Below are 24,306 nucleotides of genomic sequence, written 5' to 3' on the forward strand. Positions count from 1 at the left end.
GTCGGGGTTGTTGAGCGTTAGTTTTGTTGCATTGAATAAATGGCGTTGTGTCATTTAGTTTTTGATGCTGCAAGGAACTCGCAATGAACGATTTAAAAGATACCCTCGGCGTTCGTCCGCAATGGCTCGCTGGCACCAGCTCGTACAATCAACAGAAGTATGAATACCTGATGCAGCAAATGGCTGGCCAGGAAGCGGAGCTCAGGCAAATGCTGGGCAAATCGGCATCCTTGAAGACCTATGCATCCGCACGTGTTCAGGAATGGACGAACAGCGCATTGGGTGCTCGAATTGATCCGGAAAGTGTCAGTGTCGTTTCCCGCTTCAGCATTCAAATGGCTGGTCGCACGCTGGTTCAAGAGGATAAGCGTTCGTTACTGGAGCTGGCATTGTTCGGTCTGCATGATCAGAACCACCGGTCTGAAATGAAGTTCGAAGGTCAGATTCCTTCAGGCTTGACTCAAGCACGCGTGGAAAACTGGTTGTCCGGGGTCGATATCCGATCGGATTACTTCGAAGCGCTTCGAAAGTCCTTTGATGATTACGGCGTGCAAATCGCATTGTTGGGAGCCTTGGGAACTCGCATTGCTTTCAGCGCGTTCTCGGCGACTTTGCAGGGACACCTCAATCAGTCGAGCATGCAGATGGTCGAGCGCTTCCTGCAGGGGGACCGCAGCATTTCGGCATCGGCGTTCGTGTTGAAGGGATACCGATATGGTTTCAGGGACCTGACGGCTTTCCAGCAAAAGAGCAATCCCTATGGCGCCTGCGCCTTGTACGCTCCAGGCTCGCCTGGCGGGCGGGACTGGTACGCGTTCCCCAATATTCGCGAGCTCGAGTTTCAGGTGGCCGGCTGGGTCAGGACTGACGAGGGCGTGAGCTATCTGACGTCCCAGGCGCATCCTCAGGAGAGGGGCGCATTGACGAAGTATGCGAAACAGCTTCAGCAACTTCCGAGTGCCTGGAAAGGCGCAAACTTCTACGAATGGCCCGAGGCACCCGAAGGGATTCTTGCAGAGGCGGTTTTCTATCAAGTGTCCTGGGACCTGGCCCAGGAGAGTCTTGTCCAGCCGGTTGGCTATCGAAACTCGTCTGCCGATCTTCGTCAGCGTTACGCTCGATTGAACACTGAGTTGAAGGCCCTCTATACCGTCAACGCTCGCGAAGCCGGCATCGTTCCCTATGAGACTTTTTGCCGTGATCTCATAAAAAATAAAATAGAAGACCTGCTGAAAGCATCCGGGGAAATCGTCGTAGTCAATCCTGATGAGATTATTGTCGAGCTGGAGCAGGGTGAAGAAATTTCGTTGTCGCGGATCATTATCAAAGAGACGCCGTTCACTGTGCGTGAAGTGGAGGGCAAGCTGCCAGGTATTTATCCGCGCTTTCGCGTGAGTGCAGGTCATCCAACGCTGCACAATCTTGATATTCGTCAATTGGCAAGCTGGTCCCGAACATTGCGCCCGGGAGAAAAGTACATTGCCATGTTGCGTTCGGTTTATCTGAACAATAAACATCCAGACTATGAGCTTAAGCGGGAAATACATTTTAGAGCGCAGCAAGCCGAGATGTACCGGGCGGTATTGTCCAGCCAGTTTTCCGGCGAGATGTCCCCAGGGTTGGCTGAACAGTTGAATCGTTTGATCGCAGGGCTGGACAAGGCCTCGGATCCATCGTTTCCTCCTTATGGAGAAACCGTCACCAACGTGCAATACAGTGCGGTGTTCAAACTGCATTTGAAGCGTTGCCTGATTGAAGGCGTCTACGTTTTCAGATTGGTAGAGGGCGGAAAAATCACCGAGATTCTCTACACGCCCAACGCACCCGATGGTATCCATTACCGCCCGATGAATCAGCTCTTTGCGTCGATCAGGGAAAACGCTCTCGGCCAGTATTTCTATGAACGGGTCAAATACATCGAGCAGCCGATCATCGGGACTTTCGTCAATAACATCGAGTTCAAGAACATCTCCGAAAGCCCGCCCGTGCTTGAGATGAACAGCCGTGTGCAGTCGTTGCGGGCGAGTTACAACGCCCGCATAGAACGGATTATTTCCGATGTGGACGCACAAACGACCAGCCTTGGTGAAATCATCGGGAAATTGGTTTATGACACGTCAGTTCTGGCTGCAACGGTGGTCAGCATGGTTATTCCACCGGTGGGGCTGGCGCTTTCGGCGGTGCAGATCACCAGGAATGTTCTCGAGGGTGCCCAGGCTTACAAGTACGGAGATCGGGAAACAGCGTTCAACCATTTCAAGGATGCGTTGCTGGACCTGGCCTCTCTGGTTCCCGGAGGGAAAGAAGCGACCAAGGCTCAGAAGACCCTGATCCAGCTTCTGGGTGACGCCAACACCGTCGTCGGTCTGGTGGCTTCGGCCACTGGCCAGAGTCTCGGCTACGAGCGTTTTCAGGAACTGCTCGAGGAGATCCTGAAAGAAGAGTCGGCCAGCGATAGCCAGACGTTGTTGCTGTAACCGGCTGAAGTCATCTGACTAGCGGGCGTCAAACCCCATCCGCCAGCTCACGGCCCGCGTCGCCGCCAGCAACCGCTGCGCCGCCGGGCCGTTTTCGTCGGCATGAAACAGCGAGGTCGGGCCGACGATGGTCAATACCGCAGCGACCTGCCCGAGAGCGTTGAACACCGGTGCCGACAAGGCATCGACGCCGGGCATCAGCAAGCCGTGAACATGATGCAGACCGCGTTCGCGGATCTGTTCGCACAACGCCGCATAAGCTTTTTCGTCTGCCAGCGGATGGCCGCCGCTGGCGATTTCCTGCTCGCGCAATTCATCGGTTTCCCGATGCGGCAGGAACGCGCCGAAGACCAGGCCGGTGGAGGAACTGAGCAACGGTAATACCGAGCCCAGTTGCGTCACTACCGTCACCGCGCGCACCGCCGGTTCGATGTGCACCACGGTCGCGCCCTGATTGCCCCATACCGCGAGGAAACAGGTTTCGTTGAGTTCGTCGCGCAACTCGGCCAGCGGCAGGGCGGCGACTTTCAGCACGTCCATACTGTTGAGTGCGGCCAGGCCCACGCGCAGCGCTTCACGGCCGAGACCGTAGTGATTGGTGGCGGTGTTCTGTTCGGCAAAACCGCTGGCGATCAAGGCCTGCAGATAACGGTGAACCTTGCTCGCCGGCATCTGCACATGTTCGGCCAGACGCGACAGCGAAGTGGACGGCGACAACTCGGCCAGGGCCTTGAGGATGTCGGTGCCGACTTCGGCGGAGCGGACTTTCTGTTTGCCGTTGCTGTCGCTGGTTTTTTCCATGGTGCTGCCGTGTCCCGGAACGAATGGGCGTCTTTATAGCTTGACGCTGGATAGCGAGCAAATTACGTTATGCGTAATTGAATTACGATAAAAATAACCCCGGCGTGCCAAGACCTCCGACCCAGAGCGTCCGGCCATGCCGACTCCCTGTTCAGGAGGCTCCATGAACCTCGATTCAGCCCTGGCTTACCAGTCCGGTTTCGGCAACGAATTCAGCTCCGAAGCGTTGCTCGGCGCACTGCCCGTCGGCCAGAACTCCCCGCAGAAAGCCCCTTACGGTCTGTACACCGAACTGTTCTCCGGCACCGCGTTCACCATGACCCGCAGTGAAGCGCGGCGTACGTGGATGTACCGGATCCAGCCGTCGGCCAATCACCCGGCATTCGTCAAACTCGAGCGGCAACTGGCGGGCGGCCCGTTGGGTGAAGTCACCCCCAATCGCCTGCGCTGGAACCCGCTGGAGATCCCGGCCGAACCGACCGATTTCATCGACGGTCTGGTGAGCATGGCGGCCAATTCCGCTGCCGAAAAACCGGCCGGCATCAGCATCTATCACTATGGCGCCAACCGTTCGATGGAGCGCGTGTTCTTCAACGCCGACGGCGAGCTGCTGCTGGTGCCGCAACTCGGGCGCCTGCGCATCGCCACCGAACTGGGTGTGCTGGAAGTGGCGCCGCTGGAAATCGCCGTGCTGCCACGGGGTTTGAAATTCCGCGTCGAATTGCTCGATCCGCAGGCTCGCGGCTATGTCGCCGAGAACCATGGCGCGCCGCTGCGCCTGCCGGATCTGGGGCCGATCGGCAGCAACGGTCTGGCCAATCCACGGGATTTCCTGACCCCGGTCGCCGCGTACGAAAACCTGCAACAACCGACCACCCTGGTGCAGAAATTCCTCGGCCAGTTGTGGGGTACCGAGCTCAATCACTCGCCGCTGAACGTGGTCGCCTGGCATGGCAACAACGTGCCGTACAAATATGACCTGCGCCGCTTCAACACCATCGGCACCGTCAGTTTCGATCACCCGGATCCGTCGATCTTCACCGTGCTGACCTCGCCGACCAGCGTCCACGGTCTGGCCAACCTCGACTTCGTGATCTTCCCGCCGCGCTGGATGGTGGCGGAGAACACCTTCCGTCCGCCGTGGTTCCACCGCAACCTGATGAACGAATTCATGGGCCTGATCCAGGGCGAATACGACGCCAAGGCTGAAGGTTTCGTGCCCGGCGGTGCATCCCTGCACAGCTGCATGAGCGCCCACGGCCCGGACGGCGAGACCTGCACCAAAGCCATCAATGCGGACCTGAAACCGGCGAAGATCGACAACACCATGGCCTTCATGTTCGAGACCAGCCAGGTGCTGCGCCCAAGCCGCTTTGCCCTCGACTGCCCGCAACTGCAATCCACTTATGACGCCTGCTGGGCCACGCTGCCCGCCACGTTCGACCCGACCCGGAGATAACCCATGACTCAGAATTCCATCACCCGCAGTTGGGTCGCTTCGGCCAACGGCCACACCGAATTCCCGCTGCAGAACCTGCCGCTGGGTGTGTTCAGCATCGACGGCTCGGCACCGCGCGCGGGCGTGGCGATTGGCGAGCACATCTTCGATCTGCAAGTGGCGCTGGAGGCTGGTCTGTTCGACGGCGTTGCGCGCGGTGCTGTCGAGGCCATGCGCGGCGGTCAGTTGAACGCCTTCTTCGAGCTCGGTCGCGACGCCCGCGTTGCCCTGCGCGAGCGTCTGCTGGAACTGTTCAGCGAAGGCAGCACTCACCGCGGCAACATCGAAGCCCAAGGCGCGAAACTGCTGCCACTGGCCGCCGATTGCCAGCTGCACCTGCCGGCGCGCATCAGCGATTACACCGACTTCTACGTCGGCATCGAGCACGCGCAGAACGTTGGCAAACTGTTCCGTCCGGACAACCCGCTGCTGCCGAACTACAAACACGTACCGATCGGCTACCACGGTCGTGCGTCTACCGTGCGCGCCTCCGGTGCCGACGTGCGCCGTCCGAAAGGTCAGACCTTGCCAGCCGGCGCGACCGAGCCGACCTTCGGCCCGTGCGCGCGCTTGGACTATGAGCTGGAACTGGGGATCTGGATCGGTCAGGGCAACGAGATGGGCGAGTCGATCGCCATTGGTGACGCCGCTGAACACATCGCCGGTTTCTGCCTGCTCAACGACTGGTCGGCCCGTGATATCCAGGCCTGGGAATACCAGCCGCTCGGCCCGTTCCTGTCCAAGAGCTTCATCACCAGTGTTTCGCCATGGGTGGTGACTGCCGAAGCGCTGGCGCCATTCCGCACTGCGCAACCAGCGCGCCCGGAAGGTGATCCGCAGCCATTGCCGTACCTGCTCGACAAGCGCGATCAGGATGGCGGTGGTTTCGACATCGAGCTGGAAGTGCTGCTGCTCACCGAGAAAATGCGCGAACAGAATCTGCCGGCCCATCGCCTGACCCTGAGCAACACCCGCTACATGTACTGGACCGTTGCGCAAATGGTCGCGCACCACAGCGTCAACGGCTGCCAGTTGCAGGCTGGTGACCTGTTCGGTTCGGGCACTTTGTCCGGCCCTGAAAACGGTCAGTTCGGCAGCCTGCTGGAAATCACCGAGGGCGGTAAAAAGCCGATCGAACTGGCGTCCGGTGAAGTGCGCAAATTCCTTGAAGACGGCGACGAAATCATCCTGCGCGCCCGCTGCGCCCGCGAAGGTTTTGCCTCGATCGGCTTCGGCGAATGCCGTGGCACCGTGCTGGCGGCGCGCTGACAGGAGCGGCTCATGGATCTCTATACCTATTACCGCTCCACCTCGTCGTACCGGGTGCGGATCGCGCTGGCCCTCAAGGGCCTCGACTACCAGGCGTTGCCGGTCAATTTGATCGCACCGCCGGGCGGCGAGCATCGGCAACCGGCGTATCTGGCGATCAATCCTCAGGGCCGGGTGCCGGCCTTGCGCACTGATGACGACAAGTTGCTGATTCAGTCGCCGGCGATCATCGAGTACCTGGAGGAACGTTATCCACAGGTGCCGCTGCTGCCCGAAGACCTCGTTGCCCGTGCACAGGTGCGCGGCGTGGCGGCGGTGATCGGCTGCGATGTGCACCCGCTGCATAACGTCAGTGTGCTCAACCGCTTGCGCGGGTTGGGGCATGACGAGCCGCAAGTCAACGAGTGGATCGGTCACTGGATCAGTCAGGGGCTGACGACGGTGGAGCAGTTGATCGGCGACAGCGGCTTCTGTTTCGGCGAGTGGCCGTGCGTGGCGGACGTGTACCTGATTCCGCAGTTGTACGCGGCCGAGCGGTTCAACGTTTCGCTGGAGGCGTTTCCACGGATTCGTCGGGTGGCCGCGTTGGCTGCTGAACATCCGGCGTTCATTGCGGCGCATCCGGCGAATCAGCCGGATACCCCGAAGTAGCATTTGATGGCTCCCGTGCAGCGCACGGGAGCCATTCCGGTTACCCGCAAAAAATCATAAAAACAAAACAGGTACCTTGCGATGCACAACCAGATTGCCAGCTTTCGGGCGGCACTCGACGCCCGTCCTGTGTCCCGCTTTCAGTGGTTGCTCCTGATTCTTCTCGCCTTGCTGCTGGTCACCGACGGCTATGACGCCCAGGTGCTCGGTTACGTGGTGCCGGCGCTGGCGCAGGACTGGGGCCTGGAGAAATCCGCGTTCGGCCCGGTGTTCAGCGCCAACCTGTTGGGTCTGACGCTTGGCTCGCTCGCTGTCACCCCGCTGGCCGACCGCTTCGGCGTTCGACGGATTCTGCTCGCCTGCGTGCTGATCTACGCCAGCCTCACCGTGCTGATGGTGTTCGCCGATTCCCTGAATACCCTGATGATCGCGCGCTTCATCTGCGGCATCGGCATGGGCGGCGCGATGCCCAGCGCCATGGCGTTGATGTCGGAATATTCACCACCGCGCCTGCGCACGTTGATGGTGACGCTGGCGGCCTGCGGCTTCTCGTTCGGCGGTGCGGCGGGTGGTTTTGTCGCGGCGGGTTTCATCGACCGTTTCGGTTGGCAAGCGGTGTTCCTCGCGGGCGGTGTCACGCCGTTGCTGCTGTTCCCGTTTCTCTGGTGGATGCTGCCGGAATCCTTGCCACGACTGCTGCGTGACGCGCCGCCCTATGCACGCCTGCGCAAAGTCACCGCGCGGATGCTGCCGGACTGGCAACCGCCGGCCGCCTCGGTCGAACAGAACGAACGCGAGCAGGGCAGCAAACTGACCGTGGTGGAGTTGTTCCGCAACGGTTACGCACGCCCGACCTTGCTGATCTGGGCGACGTTTTTCGTCAGCCTGATCCTGCTGTATTTCATGATCAGCTGGCTGCCGTCGCTGCTGCTGGAAAGTGGCCTGAAACTCAACGAAGCGAACCTGGTGACGTCGATGTTCCTGTTCGCCGGCACGCTCGGCGCAATCTGCATGGCGTGGTTCGCCGACCGGTTGAAAAGCAAGGTGCGGCTGCTGTCCGGCGTGCTGGCTGGCGCGGCGGTGTGCACGATCCTGCTGGGCCTGAATCACGACAACCCGCGCTATCTGGTGGCCTGTGTGTTTGCGGCGGGCTTCTGCATCATTGGCGGGCAACTGACGCTCAATGCGTTCGCCAGCAATTTCTATCCGGCGCATGTGCGTGCCACCGGCACCGGCTGGGCATTGGGAGTAGGGCGGTTCGGCTCGATTCTCGGGCCGCTGTTCGGCAGCCTGTTGCTGGCGATGCACATTCCGGTGGAGCAGATTTTCTTCTTCTGCGCGATTCCGGCGGTGATTGCGGCGTTGCTGATTATTCAGGTGCGTTCGCCAGCCGCTGCGCTGTTCAGTGGACAACCGCGTTCGGCGGCAGATGCCCCAGCCGTTCCGTCAGGCGAAGTCGCTGAATCGGGTCGTCACTGAGCAATAGCGCGTGCTCCAGATCGAAACGCTCGGCGTTCGGGCAATCGAGGCGCTGGTACAGACTGGCCCGGGCCAGATAGTCGGCGGCGCTGGCGTTGCCCAGCTCGAGCACGCGCTCGGCATCGATCAGCGCCGCGATGAAGTCGTCGTGGGTCAGGTGCAGCTGGCGCAGGTTGCGTGACAGACGCTGAAGCATCTGCACCGGTTCGGCAGTCAGCAGGTGGTCGGCGTTGAGTTTCATCTGATGGCCGTACTGGCGATGCAGCAGTTCGCGGCAATCGTTCGGATACAGACGCCGCCCGCCGCACGGATCGAGCAGGTGATCAGCCCCGGGAACCTTCAGCAGGAAATGCCCGGGGAAGTTCACGCCAACCAGCGGGATCTCCAGGCCACGGGCCAGTTCCAGAGCGATCAGTGCCAGCGCCAGCGGCTGGCCGCGTTTGGTCTGCATGACTTTGTGCACCATTGCAGCCTGCGGGCGCAGCGGTACGAAATCATCCTGGGCAAAACCGAGGTCGGTCATCCGTCGCAGCAGCGGTTGCGCCAGCTCGCTGACCGGCAGCAACGGCAAGCCATAGCTGACCCGCTGCTGCAGTTCCTTGAATTCCTGCAACAGCGCTTCGGGGTCGGCTTGTTTGTCATGTTCGGCGGCCATCCACAACGCGGCTTCGAACAGCGCGGGCGGTGAACGGTGCAGACAATCGAAGAAGCGTTGGCGCGGACTCATCTAAATCTCCGGGGCATGCCTCGTTTTAGCCCCGTCTTTGCCATTCGTCCAGTACCGGGCCGCTCTGCCACCGGGTTATGCCACAACCCTCCGATCGGTGGCGGCGCTTATTCCGGCGCGCTTCAGCAATTTTCAGGCGCAAGCCTATACTGGCGTCTACCAGAAGTGATTCGGGAGCCTGCCGATGTTCGCTCTCATGCAAAGCACTCGCCTGGAATCGCTGCACCTTAGCGTTGATCCGGTGTCCGGATTGAAGGCGGTCATTGCCATCCATAACAGTCGCCTGGGGCCAGCCCTGGGCGGGTGTCGTTATCTTGCCTACCCGAACGACGAATCCGCAGTCGAGGACGCCATACGCCTGGCCCAGGGCATGAGCTACAAGGCCGCGCTGGCCGGCCTCGCCCAGGGCGGCGGTGTCGCCGTGATCGTGCGGCCGGCCCATGTGGAAAATCGTGGCGCGCTGTTCGAAGCCTTCGGCCGTTGCATCGACCAACTCGACGGGCGCTACATCACTGCCATCGACAGCGGCACCTCAGTGGCGGACATGGATTGCATCGCCCAGCAGACCCAGCATGTCACCAGCACCACCTCGGCCGGCGACCCGGCGCCGCATGCGGCGATGGGCGTGTTCACCGGAATTCGCGCCACGGCCATGGCGCGCCTGGGCAGCGACAATCTCGAAGGCTTGCGCGTGGCGATTCAGGGGCTGGGTAATGTCGGTTACGCACTGGCCGAACAACTGCATGCCGCCGGTGCCGAGCTGTTGGTCAGCGACATCGACCACGGCAAGGTGCAACTGGCGATGGAACAGCTCAACGCCCATCCGATTGCCAACGACGCATTGCTCAGTACGCCGTGCGACATCCTCGCGCCGTGCGGCCTCGGCGGGGTGCTCAACAGTCATTCGGTCACCCAGTTGCGCTGCTCGGCAGTGGCGGGTTCGGCCAACAATCAGCTGACGCATCTGGACGTCGCCGATCAACTGGAACGGCGCGGCATCCTGTACGCGCCGGATTACGTGATCAATGCTGGCGGGCTGATCTACGTTTCCCTCAAGCATCGGGGCGAAGAACTGACGACCATTACCGCGCACCTGTCGAAGATCAGTTCGCGCCTGACAGAAGTCTTCGCCCACGCCCAGGCGGAAAAACGTTCACCCGCGCGGGTGGCGGACGAGTTGGCGGAAAAGGTTTTGTACCGCTGAGATTTGTCCGGGCATGAAAAAGCCCCTGAGTCTTTCAACTCAGGGGCTATTCAATTCAGAGGCTCCAATTCAGGTGCCGATTACTTCGCAGCCTTTGCCGCCTTGGCAGGTTTGGCTGGCGCTTCTGCCGGTTCAGCCACGTCTGCTGGCTCGGTTGCCACAACCGGTGCCGCCGGTGCGTTGATCAGCTCCGACAGTGCGTCAGGCTGGCTCTTGAACGCCCGGGCGAACACATCGCGGTTCTTCGCCATGAAGATCCCGACTTCTTCCACTTGCTGCTCGCTCAACGAAGGAACGGCTTTTTCCAGCACCTCGGCCAACAGTTCGGCCAGTTCGAGCATTTTGTCATGACGGTCAGCTTCGGCTTTATCCATGAACAAGCGCTCCAGATCTCGGCTGCTGCGGTATACCACTTCGACGGCCATTCACCACCTCACATGCCTTCACATTAAGTTGTCTTTGCGACTACTGTATCTATATACAGCGAAAAGGATAAGCGAATCCCTGCGCTTTGGGTAGTGGCTTTTCAATGTAGACCGGATTCGGATTTTGTCAGCCTGACGGTTACGCACAGGTGCGACCAAACGCCACGGCGCGGGTTTCGCGGCGGCTCGCCATGATGTCGTGGCCTCTTTTCTGCATGCATCTGCGTACGTGTGCAATAACCGTCACGTCCAGCAAGCAACATCCGCTCGAACCGGGCTAAGGAACCTTCATCGTGAAAATCAACTGGGCCGAGAAACTGCGGCAAAACGTGCACCAACTGGCCGAGTCCCTGGGCAACCTGTTCGTCGAGACCTTCCACTACCTGGCGCTGTTCGCCATTGGTGCGGTGACCGCGTGGGCGGCGGTGATGGAATTTCTCGGGATGCTCGAGGAAGGGCACATCAAGATCGATGACATTCTGTTGCTGTTCATCTATCTGGAACTGGGGGCGATGGTCGGGATTTATTTCAAGACCAACCACATGCCGGTGCGCTTCCTGATCTACGTGGCGATCACCGCACTGACGCGCCTGCTGATCTCCAACGTCTCGCACCACAATCCGCCGGACATGGGCATCATTTACCTGTGCGGCGGGATTCTGCTGCTGGCGTTCTCGATCCTGGTGGTGCGTTACGCCTCATCGCAATTCCCTTCGGTGAAAATCGAGAACCCGCACCGCAAGATCGGCACGGGTTCCAGTGAACATCCTGAAGTGGAGAAGGGCGAGCTTTAAAGGCCGGCAGTTGGCCGGGGCTGATGTTTGGCCTGACGCGGTGGTGGAGCGATTCCGTCGCCGCGGGTCATGGCATCGAGGATCGCCATGGCGCTGTGGCCCTGTTCGATGGCGATGCCGAACTGAATGCTTTGCACCAGGCGTTTGAGGCGCTTGGGGTCATTGCGCTGTTCGGCGCTGATCATCCGTTTGGCGACGATCCGGCCGCCATTGGAGAGGGTCAGCATGATGCTGCCGTCGAGCCCCTGAATGCTCAGGTTGATCTGATAGTCCGGCGCGAAGGCATCGGTAATGATCTGAAAAGGATTGTCCATGATGCGTCACCGCCTGATTGAACGTGCAGTTGTTGACCGGCCTTGATCGGGTTGGTTCGCCAAACCTGACCATCGGCCCTTCCGTGGTCCTGTCTCCTTCAGCGATGTAGCAAGGGACATGCCGGGAATATTGTCGAACAATGAAACCGGCCAAAAAGAAGGCGAGCCCATGGCTCGCCTTCTTCGTTTGCGGCCCGTTTCAGGGCAGAACCGAGTAGATGATCGCTGACAGTGCAATCAGGCCGATCAGCACCACGAACACGTTGGACACCTGGCCCGAATACTGGCGCAAGGCCGGCACGCGGCGGATCGCGTACATCGGCATCAGGAACAGCAGGCAGGCAATCACCGGCCCGCCGAGGGTTTCGATCATGCCGAGGATGCTCGGGTTGAAGGTCGCCACGGCCCAGCAGCTGAGGATCATGAACAGCGCAGTCGCACGGTTCAGCCAGCTCGCCGACATCACCCGGCCACGGCTGCGCAGGCTTTTGACGATCATGCCCTGGAAGCCTTCGCTGGCGCCGATGTAGTGGCCGAGGAAGGATTTGGTGATCGCCACCAGCGCAATCAGCGGCGCGGCGTAAGCGATGACCGGGGTCTGGAAGTGGTTGGCCAGGTACGACAGTATCGAAATGTTCTGCGCCTTGGCCGCTGCCAGATCCGCCGGCGACAGCGCCAGCACGCAGCTGAAGCAGAAGAACATCACCGTCACCACCATCATGCCGTGGGCCATGGCGAGAATGCCGCTGCTCTTGCGTTCGGCCTGCTCGCCGTAGCGTTGTTTCTGCTCGACGGCGAAGGCGGAAATGATCGGCGAATGGTTGAACGAGAACACCATCACCGGGATCGCCAGCCATAGGGTCTTGAGGAGCACCGACATTTCCATCGGTTCTTGGGCACTGGCGAAGAATGCGCCGTTCCAGTTCGGAATCAGGCTGAAGCCAAGCAACAGCAGCGCGGCGACGAACGGATAGACCAGCACGCTCATGGCTTTGACGATCACGCTCTGACCGCAACGCACGATGGCCATCAGACCGAGGATCAGCGCCAGCGACAGCACCGCGCGCGGCGGCGGGGCGATGTGCAATTGATGTTCGAGGAAGCTGCTCAGGGTGTTGGTCAGCGCCACGCTGTACACCAGCAGGATCGGAAAGATCGCGAAGAAATACAGCAGCGTGATCAGTTTGCCGGCGCCGATGCCGAAGTGTTCTTCCACCACTTCGGTGATGTCACCGGAGCGGCCCGACAGCACGAAGCGGGTCAGACCCCGGTGCGCAAAGAAGGTCATCGGGAACGCCAGCAACGCCAGGATCAGCAACGGCCAGAAGCCGCCGACACCGGCGTTGATCGGCAGAAACAAGGTGCCGGCACCGATGGCCGTGCCGTACAGGCCGAGCATCCAGGTGGTGTCGAATTTGCTCCAGCCCTTGTGGGCGATTTCGTTATTGCGTGTGCGGTCTACAGCGGGATTTTCGGCAGCAGGTGTGCGTACATCGGTCATCGTTTTTGCCTCGTTATTATTCTTGCTCGGGCTCACGTGTTACGGGCGGTCAGGGAGTGCTCCTCAGCACTCCACCCAGCTCACGGCCAGGCCGCCCCGTGAAGTCTCTTTGTATTTGTCATGCATGTCGGCGCCGGTATCGCGCATGGTGCGGATCACCCGGTCGAGGGAAATGAAGTGTTTGCCGTCACCGCGCAGGGCCATTTGCGTGGCGTTGATCGCCTTCACCGCAGCGATGGCGTTGCGCTCGATGCACGGCACCTGCACGAGCCCGCCGACCGGGTCGCAGGTCAGGCCGAGGTTGTGTTCCAGGCCGATTTCGGCGGCGTTTTCCAGTTGCTCAGGCGTGGCGCCCAGCACATCGGCCAGACCCGCAGCGGCCATCGCACAAGCGGAGCCGACTTCGCCCTGGCAGCCGACTTCGGCGCCGGAGATCGAAGCGTTTTTCTTGCACAGGATGCCAACGGCAGCTGCGCCCAGAAAGAACGCGACCACGTCATCGTCGGACGCGTCCGGATTGAACTTCATGTAGTAGTGCAGGACGGCCGGAATGATCCCGGCGGCACCGTTGGTCGGCGCGGTCACCATGCGCCCGCCGGCGGCGTTCTCTTCGTTGACGGCGAGGGCGAACAGGTTGACCCACTCCATCGCCGACAGGGTTGAACTGATGACGTTCGGCTTGCCGATTTCCAGCAGGCTGCGGTGCAGTTTCGCCGCACGACGCGGCACATTCAGACCGCCGGGCAGGATGCCTTCGTGACGCAGGCCTTGCTCGACGCATTCGCGCATCACCGACCAGATGTGCAGCAGACCCTTGCGGATCTCGGCGTCGCTGCGCCAGGCCCGTTCGTTGGCCATCATCAGTTCGGAAACCCGCAGGTTGTGTTTGTTGCACAGCGACAGCAGTTCAGCGGCGCTAGAAAAGTCGTAGGGCAACTCGACGTCACCGGTCGGCGCCACACCCGATTCGGCTTCGGCCGCTTCGATGATGAAACCGCCGCCGACCGAGTAGTACGTTTGCTCGAACAGTTGGCCGGATGCACCGAAGGCTGTCAGCGACATGGCGTTGGGGTGGTAGGGCAGGCTCTCGTCCAGCAGCAGGAGATCGTGCTGCCAGTTGAAGGCAATCGAGCGTTCACCGGCGAGGGACAGTTGGCCGGTCTCGCGCAGTTGCTGGATGCGTGGCTCGATGGTCGACGGATCGATGCTGTCCGGCCATTCGCCCATCAGGCCCATGACCGTCGCGCGGTCAGTGGCGTGGCCGACACCGGTGGCCGAAAGCGAACCGTACAAACGGATTTCCACCCGCTGCACATCGTTCAGCAAATGCTGCTCGATCAGGGCCTGGGCGAAGGTCGCGGCGGCGCGCATCGGGCCGACGGTGTGGGAACTGGACGGGCCGATGCCGACTTTGAATAGATCGAAAACACTGATAGCCATGCTAAACCCTTACAAGCAATGGAGTAGGAATCGCTGCCATTTTTTGTAGGACAAGCGCAATGTCGGCGATACTGCCTACCTCGCTTCAACGTGACTAACGAAACTTCCTAAGTAAGCCTTTAGCAGGACTAAACCATGAGTCGTCAATTGCACGCCCAGACTTACGTCTGGCTGCAGGTGTTTTCCTGTGCCGCGCGGCACCTGTCATTCACCCGTTGTGCCGAAGAACTGCACATCACGCCGGGGGCGGTGAGTCAGCAAATCCGACAGCTGGAAGAGCGGCTGGGGTTTCGCCTGTTTCACCGCCGCGCGCGCGGTGTGGAGCTGAGCGCGGAAGGGCAGCGACTGGCGATCACGGTCAACGAGGCTTACGGCAGCATCGACGCGGAATTGCGTCGGCTGGATGCGGGGATGATCAGTGGGATTTTGCGGGTGCGCTCGATTCCGTCGTTCCTCAGCAAGTGGCTGACCCCGCGCCTGCCACGCCTGCAACAGCGTTACCCGGACATCCAGTTGCGGCTGGTGGCCGAGGACAGCAGCGTGCCGTTGCATGAAGGGGATTTCGACTTGGCCATCGACCTGAACGACGGCAGTTATCCGGGGTTGTTATCCACAGCCTTGCTCGACGAGCAGATTTTCCCGGTGTGCGCCCCGGGCCTGCTGCGCGGGCGGCCGCCGCTGCACGGGCCGGCGGACCTAGTGCATTTCCCGCTGCTGCACGACATCACTGCCTGGCGCGGCAGTTATGAATACGCGGAGTGGGAGTTTTATCTGAATGCCATCGGTTTCGAGGGCGCCGATGTGCGGCGCGGGCACACGTTCAATCGCAACCACCTGACCATCGAAGCGGCGATTGCCGGCATGGGCGTGGCGATTGCCCGGCGAACGTTGCTCAATGACGAGCTGGAGCGGGGGACGTTGATCGTGCCGTTCGGGATTTCTGTGCCCAATCACAAGCGCTATGTCCTGCTGTATGCGCCGGGGGCGTTGAGCCATCCGGGTGTGCGGGCGGTGCATGACTGGCTGGTGGAAGAGGCGGGGATTTTCCGCAGCCTGCACCCGTTGGGTGATGGCCAATTGTGAGCAGATTTTTCGCGGTGGCGGGGCGACCCAACTCCCGACCTTACCAGCGCTTTACTCGGTTGTCCGGCTTTTTTTGCGTATGAATATTTATCTTTTTTAAGGGGTTGAAATGTTCGTCCGGCGGGCCGATTGTTGTAATCAAGAGGTCACGAAATCCTGTTCCAGGCCTCTTGCGAGCTAGCTGAAATAAGGGATGAACTATGCAAATCCAAGTCAACAGCGACAACCATATTCAAAGCAGCAAACGACTGGAGGAGTGGGTACGCACCACAATTGAGAGCACGCTCGACCGTTATGAGGAAGACCTGACCCGTGTCGAAGTCCATCTGAGCGACGAGAACGGTGAAAAGCCGGGTCCCCATGACTTGCGCTGCCAACTGGAAGCGCGGCCGAAAGGCCATCAACCGATTTCCGTCACCCACAAAGCCGATTCGCTGGAACAGGCGATCGATGGTGCAGCCGAAAAACTGGAGCACGCGCTGGAGCACCTGTTTGGCAAACTGCGCGGCAAACCGCGAGCCGCTGTGGTGCCATTCACAAGCAAAGCCAATGACAAGCTATTGGCGGAAGAGTTTGACGAGAACGAACAGGCAGCGATCAACAGTTGATACGCTGATTTTCCAAGCCACCCAATGAGAAAGGGCCTGCAATTGCAGGCCCTTTCTGTTTTCAGCAGGGATCAGAAAGCGACGGAGGTCTGCACGTACACCGTGCGCGGCTCACCGACATACTTGCCCTTGTTGTTGTCATCGAACGAACGGGTGAAGTACTGGGTGTTGAAGATGTTCTTCACCCCCACCGCGACATTCAGGTCCGACAGCTGCGGGCCGAAGTCATAACCGGCACGGCTGCTGAACAGCATGTAGCCCGGGATCTTGCCGGTGCTGCCGTCGGCGCTTTCTTTCGAGGTGTTGGCGTTGTCGGCGAACTGGTCGCTCTGGAAGCTGCTGTCCAGATTCAGTTTCCACGGCCCTTCGGTGTAACCGACGCCGATTGTGCCTTTGTGTTTCGACGAGAACGGCACACGATTGCCCTTGTTCGGCCCGTCTTCGCGGATGGTCGCGTCGACATAGGCGTAAGTGGCGTACACGTCGAAACCAGCCAGTGCCGGGCTCAGGTCGTCGAGAGCGTAGTTGAAGCTGGTCTCGATGCCCTGATGCCGGGTTTCGCCACGGGCGATCACCGAGTCGTTGGTCTGGTTACTTTCATACTGGTTGTCGAAGTTGATCAGGAACGCGCCGATCTCCGCTCGCAGCGCGCCGTTGTCGTAGCGGGTGCCGACTTCCCAGGTGCGGGCCTTCTCCGGTTTCACTTCGCCGCTGCTGACGCGGTTGGGCATCTGACTGTATTGCACGCTGCCGAAGGAGCCTTCGGTGTTGGCATACAGATTCCAGCTGTCGGTCAGGTGATACAGCACGTTCAACGCCGGCAGCGCGGTGTTGTAGTCGCCCTTGTATTTGACGTTGGTCAGGTTGTTGGTCTGCTGCGACTCGATCATCTCGTAGCGCACGCCCGGCGTGATCGTCCACTTGCCGATGTCGATCCGGTCATCGACGAAAAACGCATTGGCCTCGGTGCCGCCGCGCGTGTCGCGGTCATTGCGGCTGTTGGTGGTCGGGTACTCGTTGCTGGCGATCGGCGTGCGATAGCGCAGTTCGTGGCCGGCTTCGTTGATGTAGCGATAGCCGACGCCGACTTCATGGCTGGTGGCGCCGAGGTCGAAGCCCTGGGCGAAGCGGGTTTCCAGACCGCGAACCCAATATTCGCGCGGTGACAGCGACAGGAACGTGCCCTGATCCAGATAACCGCTGCGCAGGGTCTTGGTGAAGAAGGTGTTGGCGGTGAATTCACGGCGATCTTCCTGATAGCGATAGCCGAAATTGAACATGGTGCGACGGCCCCAGAACTGGTCCTTCGGCCGGGTCGACTGATACGGGTCGGCATCGTAGTCGGCGACATTCAGGCCGCCGGGCATGTCGGCCTTGCCTTCGTAATACTGGGCCATGGCGTTGAAACTGTTGGCCTCGTCGAGCTGGTATTTGCCCTTGAGGATCAGGTCGTCGATTTCCGTATCGCTGTGCTCGCGCCAGTCGCCACCGCGAGTGCCGGAATACAGCAACGCGCCGCCCAGACCGTTGGCATTGGTGCCGCCGGCCAGCAGGTTGGCGCTGGTCTTGAAGCCGTCATGGCTGGACGATGGGCTGGTTTCGGTCTGGAAACCGCCTTTCACGGTCGGCTCGTCCGGAATCGCCCGGGTCACGAAGTTGACCACGCCGCCGACGTTCTGCGGGCCGTAACGCACGGCGCCGCCACCACGCACCACGTCCACCGCATCCATGTTGCCCATGCTGATCGGCGCGAACGACAACTGCGGCTGACCGTAAGGCGCGAACGGCACCGGAATGCCGTCCATCAATACGGTCGAACGTGCAGCCAGACGCGGGTTGAGACCGCGAATGCCGAAGTTCAGCGCCATGTCGTGGCTGCCGGTGCCGTTGTTTTCCGGGGCGTTGACCCCGGGAATGCGATTGAGCACATCACGGGCCTGGGTCGCGCCCTGGCGTTCGAATTCTTCGCGGCGGATCACGTCACGGGCGCCGGGATGTTCGAAGACGTTGACCTGCGCGGCCTCGCCCAACCAGTCACCGACCACTTTCGAGGTGTCCAGCTCCAGTGCGCTGTCGTTCGACGGTTGCAGGCTGAAGGCATTGCCGCCCTCGGCGCGGGCTTGCAGACCAGTGCCTTCAAGCAGCGCGTTCAAACCTTGCTCCGCTGTGTAATTACCTTCGAGGCCACGGCTTTGCACGCCACTGGTGACTTGCGAGCCAAAGGAGATCAGCACGCCGGCTTCACGGCCGAACTGGTTGAGGGCGTTTTCCAGCGACGACGGGGCGATGTGATAAGCCTTGGTGTCGGCAGCCTGTGCAAGGGGCAGGGCGCTGAAGCTCAGGCTGGCGCCGAGGACGAGGTTGCGCAGGGTTCGGGCCAGCGGCGTGAGGCGGGTGGAGTGCATGGAGGACGGTCCTGAGAAGGTTAAATCAAGGGGGCTTTCCTTCTCTGTCACGCCAGATCTGAAAAACGGCTCATTTATTTTTGCAGGGGACGCGGAGCGTCCGGGGCTGCATTCCCACGCGGACGGTTCGACGCCTCGACGTGGGAACGATCAGGCTTTAGCTTCGACCGTCACCCAATAGCGAGTAAAACGCTTCACTTTCACCGGCAGGCTGATTTCCAGCAGGTCGAGAATCCGCTCGCTGTCGTCCAGTGGATAAGTCCCGGAGATCAGCAGGTCAGCGACTTTCGCATCGCAATTGAGCTGCCCGCGACGGTAGCGGCCGAGTTCGTCGAGGAAGTCGCCCAGGCGCATGTGCGCGGCCACTAGCATGCCGTCAGCCCAGGCACCGCTGTTGGCGTCCAGCGGTTTTGCCGCGCTGACGCCGGTGGTGTTGAAACTCAGTTGTCGGGCGACCGGCAGCAGCATCGGCGCGCGACCTTGCGCGTTCAATTCGACCCGACCTTCAAACAGTGCGATCTGCGTGCGGTCGGCAAACTGCCGCACGTTTATTCGCGCACCCTGGGTTTTCAGCACGCCTTGGGCGGTTTGTACTTCGAAGGATTGAGTGGCGGTCAGCAGCATTTCGCCTTCGAGCAGACGGATCAAGCCGTCGCCCCGGACATCCGCCGCACTCGCGGTGTTGAGCTGCAATTGGCCGCCAGCGCCGAGCGAGATCTTACGGCGTTGACCAACCGGGCTGCGGTAATCGGCCAGCAGCGATGGCAACGGATTGTGCTCGCGCATCCCCCAAGTGACTGCCGAACCGGCGCCGAGAATCAGCAACAACTTCAGCGCCTGACGACGGCTGCCGGACTTCGGCGCATTCAACGCGGCGTGGGCCAGTGGCGACGACAGCCCGCGCAACCGAGAATTGACCCGCTGAATGTGCTCCCACGCGCGGCGGTGTTCGCTGTGAGCGTCGATCCATTGTTGCCAGGCCTGTTGTTGGCGCGGGCTCAATTGGCCCTGCTGCATTTCCAGCAACCAGTGCACCGCCTGTTCGGCAACCTGCGCGGAAAAATCCATCGGCGGATTCATAGGGCGAAGTAGCAGCGCATCGCCGCTTTATTCAGATGACGTTTGACCGTGGCCACGGAAATGCCCAGTTCGGCGGCGATCTGCGGATACGTCAGGCCATCGACCTGTGCCAGCAGAAATGCGCGTTTGACGGCGCGCGGCAGACCGTCGAGCAACTGATCCAGCTCCATCAGGGTTTGCAGGATGATGGCTTTCTCTTCCTCCGAAGGCGCAACCATTTCCGGCATCTGCGCGAGGGTGTCGAGGTAGGCGCGCTCCAGATCCTGGCGGCGGTAATGATTGAACAGCACGCGCTTGGCCAGGGTGGTGAGGAATGCGCGCGGCTCGATGATCACCGGCGGCTCGCGGGCGGTCAGTACCCGGATGAAGGTGTCCTGGGCCAGATCGGCGGCGCTGTCCGGGCAGCCTAGTTTGCGCCGCAGCCAGCCGGTGAGCCAGCTGTGGTGGGCCTGATACAGCGATTCGACAGGATGGGCGGACGACAACGGCATCACTCCGGGCGCATGCGGGATGCGTTAGAGAACAAGAATGGTTCGCATTGTAGGGCTGTCAGTGATGCCCGGCAATCAGACTCTTTTGCGTATGAGAATATTTATCATTAATATTGCTCGCCTGTCGTTCGGCGTGTTGGCCGGGCGTTAACCGTTTCAGGGTCGAAACATGAAAGCCAAACTCGCCGCACTTCCCCTGTCCTATCGTCTGGCCGTCACTTCGCGGGTGCTCGCGGCGGTGTTTGGCGGCTATCTGGTCGCGGCGCTGGCTAGCGTCACGCTGACCCTTTGGCTGCCGCTGAACCGCGCCGAAGCGGTGGTGACCGGCATGACCGTTTCGTTTCTGGTCTATCTGGTGGCGGTGCTCTGGTGTTTCGCCTGTCGCACGGCTTGGTCTGCGTGGGTCGGTCTGCTGGTGCCGAGCGTGATTCTGGCCACCGTTTCCGGCGCTGCGCGCGGTCTGGGGCTGGCATGAAAGAGGGTTTCCGGCAGGCGATGGCCTGGCTGCATACGTGGACCGGGCTGGTTTTCGGCTGGCTGTTGTTCGCGATTTTTCTGACCGGAACCCTGGCCTATTTCAAGGATGAAACCACTCACTGGATGCAGCCGGAAATCACCGCCCATCCATTGGATGCCGAGAAAAGCCTGACGCTGGCCCAGCAGTATCTGCAACAAAACGCCCCCAACGCTTCGCGCTGGATCATTGGCCTGCCCGACGCCCGCGATCCCGGCCTCAGCGTGGGCTGGCAGCAGACGCCAGCCAAGCCCGGCGAACGCGGCGCATTCACTCGCAAGACCCTCGACGCGCAGACCGGCGCCGAAGTGCAGCCCCGGGAAAGCATGGGCGGGGAGTTCTTCTACCGCTTCCACTTCCAGCTGCAAATGCCCTACCCGTGGGGCCGCTGGCTCTCGACCATCGCCGCGATGGTGATGTTCGTCGCGCTGATCACCGGGATCATCACCCACAAGAAAATCTTCAAGGACTTCTTCACCTTCCGCCCGCGCAAGGGCCAGCGTTCGTGGCTTGACGGGCACAACGCGGTGGGCGTGCTGGTGCTGCCGTTTCATCTGATGATCACCTACAGCAGCCTGGTGATTTTCATGTCGATGGTGATGCCGGCGAGCATTCTGGCGTCGTACGGCAACAACGTCCGGGCGTTTTACGACGAGGTATTTCCCGAAACCAGTATTCCTGAACGGGCCAATCAACCGGCGACACTGGCACCGCTGGCGCCCCTGTTGCTGGCGGCCAGCGAGCAATGGTCGGGCGGGCGCGTGGGGCGTATCAGCGTGATCAATCCGGGCGATGCCAACGCCGCGGTGGTGATGTCCCGCGCGGGCTCCGACCGTGTGGTGAATGATTCCGGTAGCGCCCTGACCTTCAGTGGTGTCAGCGGACAAGTCATCGGCACAACGCCCGATCAGCCAATGGCGATGGCGGTTGCTGGCAGTTTCTACGGTTTGCACATGGGCCACTTTGCCGGGCCGGTGTTGCGCTGGCTGTATTTCATCTGTGGTCTGGCGGGCACGGCGATGATCGGCACCGGGCTGGTGATCTGGCTCGGCAAGCGTCAGCTCAAACATGCCAAAACCGGTGTGATGCCCTTCGAGTTGCGGCTGGTGGAAGTGCTGAACATTGCCAGCATGGCCGGGCTGGTGGCAGCGGTCGCCGTGTTCTTCTGGGCCAATCGTCTGCTGCCGGTGAGTCTGGCCGGGCGTGACGACTGGGAAGTGGACGCGTTCTTCATCACCTGGGGCTTGAGCGTGGTGCACGCGATGTTGCGGCCGGGGCGCAAGGCCTGGGTCGAACAGCTGTCGCTGGGCGCCGCACTGTTTGTCGCAGTGCCGCTTCTTAACGGTTTGACCTCCCCGTATCACCTCGGCGTGACAGTGCCCGAAGGCGACTGGGCCCTGGCCGGTTTCGACTTTACGTGTCTGGGTAGCGGCCTATTCCTCGCCTGGGCCGCCCGGAAAATGCAGCGCGCCGGACATACCGTCAACGTGAAAAAACCAGCCCGCGAAAAGGCCCGGCCGATCACCCTTGAGCAAGGGGCGAACTGAATGCTGTTGGCGCTATTGCTCTGCTATTCCGCATTCACGGCTCTGTGCCTGGCGATGCCTCGGCATCACGAGGAACTGCTGGGCCACAAACCTTCGGCTCGCCGTCGGCAAGGTTTGAAACTTGTGGGCTGGCTGTTGCTGGGGCTGTCGCTCTGGGCGGCGGTTTCCATGAAGGGCTGGAGCTTCGGTCTGGTCGACTGGTGCGCGGTGTTGATGCTCAGCGCGCTGACTCTGGTGCTGTTGTTACCCTATCGACCACGCCTGGTATTGACCATGGCCGGACTGAGCCTGCTCGCCAGCCCGGTCGCTGCGTGGGCCTTGAACTGACATGTTGATCGGCCATCCTCCCGAGCACCGCGACGACGAACCCCATGGCGCCCGTGCGCATTTTCTTCAGGTGTTCCTGTCCCAGCGCTCGCAGATGGAAGCGCTGGTGAGCCGGCGCGTCGGTTGCCGGGCGACGGCGGCGGATCTGGTGCAGGATCTGTTCCTGCGGTTCTGGCGTCGGCCGCTGGTGCAGGTCGAAGAACTCAGCACTTATCTGTTGCGCTGCGCCGGCAACATCGCCATCGATCATTTGCGCAGCGAAGGCGCGCGAGTGCGGGTCAACGAAGGCTGGCAACCGGACGAGCCGGACAGCAGCGCCAGCGAACCGCAGGCGGCGCTCGAAGCGGGCAACGATTTGCGCCATGTCGAAGCGGCGTTGCGCGCGCTGCCCGAGCGCACGCGGCAGATTTTTTTGCTCAATCGCATCCACGGGCGCAAGTACGCCGAGATCGCCAAAGCCATGGGCTTGTCCCAAAGCGCCGTGGAAAAACATATGATGCGCGCCCTCGAGGCCTGCAAGGCCAGCCTGCGCGAGCCCGCGCCACGCCTGCCAGGGAAAGCACCGTGAACAACACCGACCGCGTCATCCCGACGCCCGCTCAGGAACAGGCCGCTTTCGCCTGGCTGAGCCTGCTGCACGACCGCCCGAGCACCGGTGATCAACTGACGTTCAGTCAATGGCTGCACGCTGACCCGGCCCACGCCGAGGCCTACGCCCAGGCGCAAGTGGTGTGGGAATTGAGCGAAGGGCCGGCGCGCACCTTGGCCGACGAAGACGCGCTGGCGTTGCAGGGATTGCTCAATGCGATGGACCGACCGCGTCGTCCACAGATCCGGCGTTGGGCCGGCGCGCTGGCCATGGCGGCCTGCCTGTTGTTGATGATCAGCCTCGGCAGTGGTTGGCAGCCGCAGCGCTGGATCGATGATCTAGGCGCTGATTACGTGTCGGCACCGGGCGAGATCCGCACCGTGACCCTGGCCGATCAATCGCAGGTGACGCTGGACGCCGACAGCGCCATCGCCGTGGATTTCAGTCACGGCGAGCGACATGTGCAATTGCGCCGCGGCGCCGGATTTTTCAGCGTGACTCATACGGGTGATCCCTTTGTGGTCGAGGCCGAGAAAGGCCAGGCGCGAGTGCTCGGCACGCAGTTCGAAGTGCGCCTGCAACCTCATGGCGCACAAGTCACCGTGTTGTCCGGGCGCGTTGGCGTGACGGCGGCGCGTGATGCCGAGCAGCAGATTCTCACCGCCGGCCAGCAAGTGGCGTACGGCGCAGGCACTGCGGAAAAACTGCATGCCGTGGACAGCGAAGCGCAACTGGCGTGGCGCCAGGGCTGGCTGACTTACTACAAGTCGACACTGGCCGATGTGGTGCAGGATCTGCGGCGTTATTACCCGGGACGGATCGTGTTGCTCAACGACGAACTGGGCGCGCGCAAGGTCAGCGGCAGCTTTCCGAGCAAGGATCCGCAAGCGGTGTTGAATTCCCTGCAAGGGGTGCTGGGATTCGAGCAGCATCAGGTGCTAGGACATCTGATAATTCTTCGCTGACCTCACTGGCCCTTTCGCGAGCAAGCTCGCTCCCACAGGTAGTGCATTCCAAGGTGGGAGCGAGCTTGCTCGCGAAGGCGTCGGCAGCGACAACGAAAATATTTTCAACTTTGTGGT

At 61.1% G+C, this 24,306-nt stretch carries 22 protein-coding genes and 1 pseudogene; 14 read left to right on the forward strand and 9 right to left on the reverse strand.

The features are described from left to right. Positions 1-83: 83 nt before the first annotated feature. Complete coding sequence (locus tag LOY31_RS04695) at positions 84-2,477, forward strand: dermonecrotic toxin domain-containing protein (RefSeq protein ID WP_221533415.1); 2,394 nt, start codon at positions 84-86, stop codon at positions 2,475-2,477. 18 nt (positions 2,478-2,495) lie between these two features. Here the strand turns inward: LOY31_RS04695 and LOY31_RS04700 are convergent, their stop codons facing one another. Further along, complete coding sequence (locus tag LOY31_RS04700) at positions 2,496-3,278, reverse strand: IclR family transcriptional regulator (RefSeq protein ID WP_007957247.1); 783 nt, start codon at positions 3,276-3,278, stop codon at positions 2,496-2,498. A 163-nt stretch (positions 3,279-3,441) separates the two neighbouring features. Here LOY31_RS04700 and hmgA point away from each other — a divergent pair, with 163 nt between their 5' ends. From hmgA to LOY31_RS04720, 4 genes are all read left to right on the forward strand, one after another. Next, entirely contained in the window at positions 3,442-4,737 is a 1,296-nt protein-coding gene (hmgA, locus tag LOY31_RS04705; protein ID WP_221533416.1) for a homogentisate 1,2-dioxygenase, read from the forward strand. Positions 4,738-4,740: 3 nt separating this feature from the next. Continuing rightward, positions 4,741-6,045 carry a fumarylacetoacetase gene (gene fahA / locus LOY31_RS04710; RefSeq protein ID WP_221533417.1) on the forward strand — a complete coding sequence of 435 codons (1,305 nt, stop codon included), beginning with the start codon at positions 4,741-4,743 and terminating at the stop codon, positions 6,043-6,045. A gap of 12 nt (positions 6,046-6,057) precedes the next feature. Continuing rightward, positions 6,058-6,696 (forward strand): maleylacetoacetate isomerase, encoded by a 639-nt coding sequence (gene maiA, locus LOY31_RS04715; protein WP_221533418.1) that lies wholly within the window; start codon positions 6,058-6,060, stop codon positions 6,694-6,696. 81 nt (positions 6,697-6,777) lie between these two features. Continuing rightward, positions 6,778-8,175 (forward strand): aromatic acid/H+ symport family MFS transporter, encoded by a 1,398-nt coding sequence (locus tag LOY31_RS04720; RefSeq protein ID WP_221533419.1) that lies wholly within the window; start codon positions 6,778-6,780, stop codon positions 8,173-8,175. On the opposite strand, the gene LOY31_RS04725 is transcribed toward LOY31_RS04720, so the two are convergent. Further along, positions 8,099-8,902: a SirB1 family protein gene (locus LOY31_RS04725; RefSeq protein ID WP_085729665.1), complete on the reverse strand. Its 804-nt coding sequence runs from the start codon at positions 8,900-8,902 to the stop codon at positions 8,099-8,101. The two genes, LOY31_RS04720 and LOY31_RS04725, sit on opposite strands and share 77 nt — an antisense overlap. Before the next feature lie 184 nt (positions 8,903-9,086). Here LOY31_RS04725 and LOY31_RS04730 point away from each other — a divergent pair, with 184 nt between their 5' ends. Then, positions 9,087-10,106 carry a Glu/Leu/Phe/Val dehydrogenase dimerization domain-containing protein gene (locus tag LOY31_RS04730; protein ID WP_007957253.1) on the forward strand — a complete coding sequence of 340 codons (1,020 nt, stop codon included), beginning with the start codon at positions 9,087-9,089 and terminating at the stop codon, positions 10,104-10,106. Between the two features lie 167 nt (positions 10,107-10,273). On the opposite strand, the pseudogene LOY31_RS04735 reads toward LOY31_RS04730, so the two are convergent. Then, positions 10,274-10,531, reverse strand: a pseudogene (locus LOY31_RS04735) (YebG family protein); the annotation flags it as partial. Positions 10,532-10,824: 293 nt separating this feature from the next. Between LOY31_RS04735 and LOY31_RS04740 the strand changes: the two are divergent. Next, complete coding sequence (locus tag LOY31_RS04740) at positions 10,825-11,325, forward strand: phosphate-starvation-inducible protein PsiE (protein WP_007957255.1); 501 nt, start codon at positions 10,825-10,827, stop codon at positions 11,323-11,325. On the opposite strand, the gene LOY31_RS04745 is transcribed toward LOY31_RS04740, so the two are convergent. The 3 genes from LOY31_RS04745 to LOY31_RS04755 form a co-directional block, all read right to left on the reverse strand. Next, positions 11,322-11,639, reverse strand: a complete 318-nt coding sequence (locus tag LOY31_RS04745) for a DUF3509 domain-containing protein (protein WP_007957256.1) — start codon at positions 11,637-11,639, stop codon at positions 11,322-11,324. The genes LOY31_RS04740 and LOY31_RS04745 overlap by 4 nt on opposite strands. Before the next feature lie 199 nt (positions 11,640-11,838). Beyond that, the gene (locus LOY31_RS04750) at positions 11,839-13,140 is read right to left on the reverse strand and encodes an HAAAP family serine/threonine permease (protein WP_085608115.1); all 1,302 of its coding nucleotides are present in this window, start codon (positions 13,138-13,140) and stop codon (positions 11,839-11,841) included. A 63-nt stretch (positions 13,141-13,203) separates the two neighbouring features. Continuing rightward, entirely contained in the window at positions 13,204-14,580 is a 1,377-nt protein-coding gene (locus tag LOY31_RS04755) for an L-serine ammonia-lyase (RefSeq protein ID WP_127796960.1), read from the reverse strand. Between the two features lie 135 nt (positions 14,581-14,715). Here LOY31_RS04755 and LOY31_RS04760 point away from each other — a divergent pair, with 135 nt between their 5' ends. After that, positions 14,716-15,663 carry a LysR substrate-binding domain-containing protein gene (locus tag LOY31_RS04760; protein ID WP_011332523.1) on the forward strand — a complete coding sequence of 316 codons (948 nt, stop codon included), beginning with the start codon at positions 14,716-14,718 and terminating at the stop codon, positions 15,661-15,663. A 200-nt stretch (positions 15,664-15,863) separates the two neighbouring features. Continuing rightward, positions 15,864-16,271 (forward strand): HPF/RaiA family ribosome-associated protein, encoded by a 408-nt coding sequence (locus LOY31_RS04765; protein WP_007957262.1) that lies wholly within the window; start codon positions 15,864-15,866, stop codon positions 16,269-16,271. 71 nt (positions 16,272-16,342) lie between these two features. On the opposite strand, the gene fecA is transcribed toward LOY31_RS04765, so the two are convergent. From fecA to LOY31_RS04780, 3 genes are all read right to left on the reverse strand, one after another. Next, positions 16,343-18,676, reverse strand: a complete 2,334-nt coding sequence (fecA, locus tag LOY31_RS04770) for a TonB-dependent Fe(3+) dicitrate receptor FecA (protein ID WP_085608117.1) — start codon at positions 18,674-18,676, stop codon at positions 16,343-16,345. Between the two features lie 150 nt (positions 18,677-18,826). After that, the gene (locus LOY31_RS04775; protein ID WP_085608118.1) at positions 18,827-19,756 is read right to left on the reverse strand and encodes a DUF4880 domain-containing protein; all 930 of its coding nucleotides are present in this window, start codon (positions 19,754-19,756) and stop codon (positions 18,827-18,829) included. Beyond that, on the reverse strand, positions 19,753-20,241 hold the full coding sequence (locus tag LOY31_RS04780; RefSeq protein ID WP_007957265.1) for a sigma-70 family RNA polymerase sigma factor: 489 nt from the start codon (positions 20,239-20,241) through the stop codon (positions 19,753-19,755). The genes LOY31_RS04775 and LOY31_RS04780 overlap by 4 nt, the downstream gene beginning before the upstream one ends. 175 nt (positions 20,242-20,416) lie before the next feature. On the opposite strand from LOY31_RS04780, the gene LOY31_RS04785 reads away from it, so the two are divergent. Genes LOY31_RS04785 through LOY31_RS04805 form a run of 5 tightly spaced genes read left to right on the forward strand, consistent with a single transcriptional unit; the run spans position 20,417 to position 24,189 of the window. Then, positions 20,417-20,722 (forward strand): DUF3649 domain-containing protein, encoded by a 306-nt coding sequence (locus LOY31_RS04785; RefSeq protein ID WP_085608119.1) that lies wholly within the window; start codon positions 20,417-20,419, stop codon positions 20,720-20,722. Continuing rightward, complete coding sequence (locus LOY31_RS04790) at positions 20,719-22,308, forward strand: PepSY domain-containing protein (protein ID WP_221533420.1); 1,590 nt, start codon at positions 20,719-20,721, stop codon at positions 22,306-22,308. The genes LOY31_RS04785 and LOY31_RS04790 overlap by 4 nt, the downstream gene beginning before the upstream one ends. After that, positions 22,309-22,635, forward strand: coding sequence for a DUF3325 domain-containing protein (locus tag LOY31_RS04795; RefSeq protein WP_085608121.1), 327 nt, complete (start codon positions 22,309-22,311; stop codon positions 22,633-22,635). A 1-nt stretch (position 22,636) separates the two neighbouring features. Continuing rightward, positions 22,637-23,203, forward strand: a complete 567-nt coding sequence (locus LOY31_RS04800) for an RNA polymerase sigma factor (RefSeq protein ID WP_074691725.1) — start codon at positions 22,637-22,639, stop codon at positions 23,201-23,203. Continuing rightward, entirely contained in the window at positions 23,200-24,189 is a 990-nt protein-coding gene (locus LOY31_RS04805; RefSeq protein ID WP_085608122.1) for a FecR family protein, read from the forward strand. Before LOY31_RS04800 ends, LOY31_RS04805 begins: the two co-directional genes overlap by 4 nt. The last annotated feature ends 117 nt before the right edge of the window (positions 24,190-24,306 follow it).

The sequence above is a fragment of the Pseudomonas sp. B21-021 genome (assembly GCF_024749205.1).
GTDB lineage: Bacteria > Pseudomonadota > Gammaproteobacteria > Pseudomonadales > Pseudomonadaceae > Aquipseudomonas > Aquipseudomonas paraglycinae.